We start from the raw sequence: 1,656 nt of genomic DNA, 5'->3' as shown, positions 1-1,656 counted from the left end.
CTTCGGCACAGCGACATCCTTCCAGCCCGCCCACAGGGCAAGCCATCTTAGATGTCACCTATCGGTGCAGCAGACCCCATCGTCTAGCCCGTGTTTCATATGTCCCGGAGGTACTGGTTGATGGCCGCGATGGTCAGGGTGGCCTCGTAGCGCACGGCTAGTTTGATGCCCCTATGGATGTCAAGCGGTCGATGTCAGGCTGCCGGGCTGCGGCGTCCGGGCGATGAGGTCGTGGAGCTCGCGTGCGACGTAGCGTTTCAAGCAGCGGATCGCTTCGCGTCTGGTCTTGCCTTCGCTGACGCGTCGGTCGATGTAGGCGCGGGTGCGCAGGTCCCAGCGAAGTCGCGCGATGACGATCATTTAGAGGGCTGAGTTGGCTTGGCGGTCGCCGCCGCGGTTGAGCCGGCGTCGTTGGGTCTTGCCGGAGGACATCTCGATGGGGCTGACTCCGCAGAGGGCCGCGAAGGACGCTTCGCTGGTGAGGCGCTGCGGGTTGTCGCCGGCGGCCAGGAGCAGAGCTGCTGCGGTGTCGGGGCCGACGCCGTAGCGCTGGAGCAGCTCGGGTGTGTGGGCGTTGATGGCCTCGGTGATCCGCTGGTTGAGGTCGTCGACCTCGATGGTGAGTTCGATGATCCGGCGAGCCAGTAGGCGCAGGGTGTATGCGGCGGCTGCTGCGGGGGTGTCCGGCTGGCCCGGGTCCAGGTCGGCGCATCGGCGGATGAGTTTGGGGTTGCTGAGCCCGGTCATCGAGTCGCGCAGCGCCGGGTCGGCGCCGACGAGGACGGCTTTGAGCTGGTTGATCGCCTGCGCTCGCGATTTGGTTGCCGAGGCTTTGGCCAGCTTGAACAGCCGTATCCGCTCGACATGTCCGTTGCCCGCCTTGGCGAGGGCGGTAGCCCTGCCGGAAAGGACCGCTCGAGCTGCTGCTTCGGCGTCGATAGCGTCGGTCTTGCCGCGGCGGCGCCGGTGGGCCTTGTCCGGCTGGTTGACCTCGATGACGCCGATTCCTGCGGTCAGTAGGTGGCGAGTCAGCGCCGCGCCGTAGGAATGCGTGCCCTCCACCCCAGCTCGCCGAAGCGGGCCCAGCGCGATGGCCCAGTCCAACATCGCCTGGTAGCCCTCGGCGGTGGTGGGGAAACTACGGGTGCCGAGCAGGACACCGTGGATGTTGACGGCCGCCGCGACGTGGACGTCCTTGTGCGTGTCGACGCCAAGGATCACCTCATCGGCGGTGTCACGCTGTTGGGCCACTGGCGGGTGCGACATGCTGGACACGGTTGTTCGGCTCCTGACGGCTCGGGAACGGATGGCCATCGCCGGGCCGGCAAGGGTGGTCAGGACTGTGAGGGCGCCTTGTTAACGGCAAGGCCCCTATCGGGACACGTCCCGCCGGTTCGGCGGCAGCAAGCACCACCCGGGACCCGAGCCGACAGATCAAACTCAAGGCACCAAAGGGCCGGTCGTAACGCGGGTCAGACCCGAGCACCGGGCAGCACCCGATCATCCTCACAGTCGTAGCGGGTGGCCATGGCGCGGTGTTGCTTGAGCTGGTTGATGCCGCACTCCACGGCGTGACGCCGGCGGTAGACGTCAGGGCTGAAGGCGGGTGGCCGGCCGCCGCGGGAGCCTTTCGCGAGGCGGTGGGCGTCTTGGTCG

The 1,656-nt window shown here is 67.3% G+C and carries 2 protein-coding genes and 1 pseudogene; all 3 read right to left on the bottom strand.

All coding sequences use genetic code 11. The annotated features are described in order from the left end of the window. Positions 1 to 180: 180 nt before the first annotated feature. Positions 181 to 360, bottom strand: coding sequence for a hypothetical protein (locus AC5L34_RS29440; protein ID WP_494827905.1), 180 nt, complete (start codon positions 358 to 360; stop codon positions 181 to 183). After that, positions 361 to 1,266, bottom strand: coding sequence for an IS110 family RNA-guided transposase (locus tag AC5L34_RS29435; protein WP_494827907.1), 906 nt, complete (start codon positions 1,264 to 1,266; stop codon positions 361 to 363). A 206-nt stretch (positions 1,267 to 1,472) separates the two neighbouring features. Further along, positions 1,473 to 1,656, bottom strand: a pseudogene (locus AC5L34_RS29430) (IS5-like element ISDge16 family transposase); the annotation flags it as partial.

The organism is Micromonospora sp. ZG13, from assembly GCF_059359355.1.
The sequence above is the reverse complement of the archived record's forward strand: the minus strand, read 5'-3'. Positions and strand labels throughout refer to the sequence as shown.

Coding starts and splice junctions, on each gene's coding strand:
- AC5L34_RS29440 (WP_494827905.1), bottom strand. CDS start 360: ATGATCGTCATCGCGCGACTTCGCTGGGACCTGCGCACCCGCGCCTAC.
- AC5L34_RS29435 (WP_494827907.1), bottom strand. CDS start 1,266: ATGTCGCACCCGCCAGTGGCCCAACAGCGTGACACCGCCGATGAGGTG.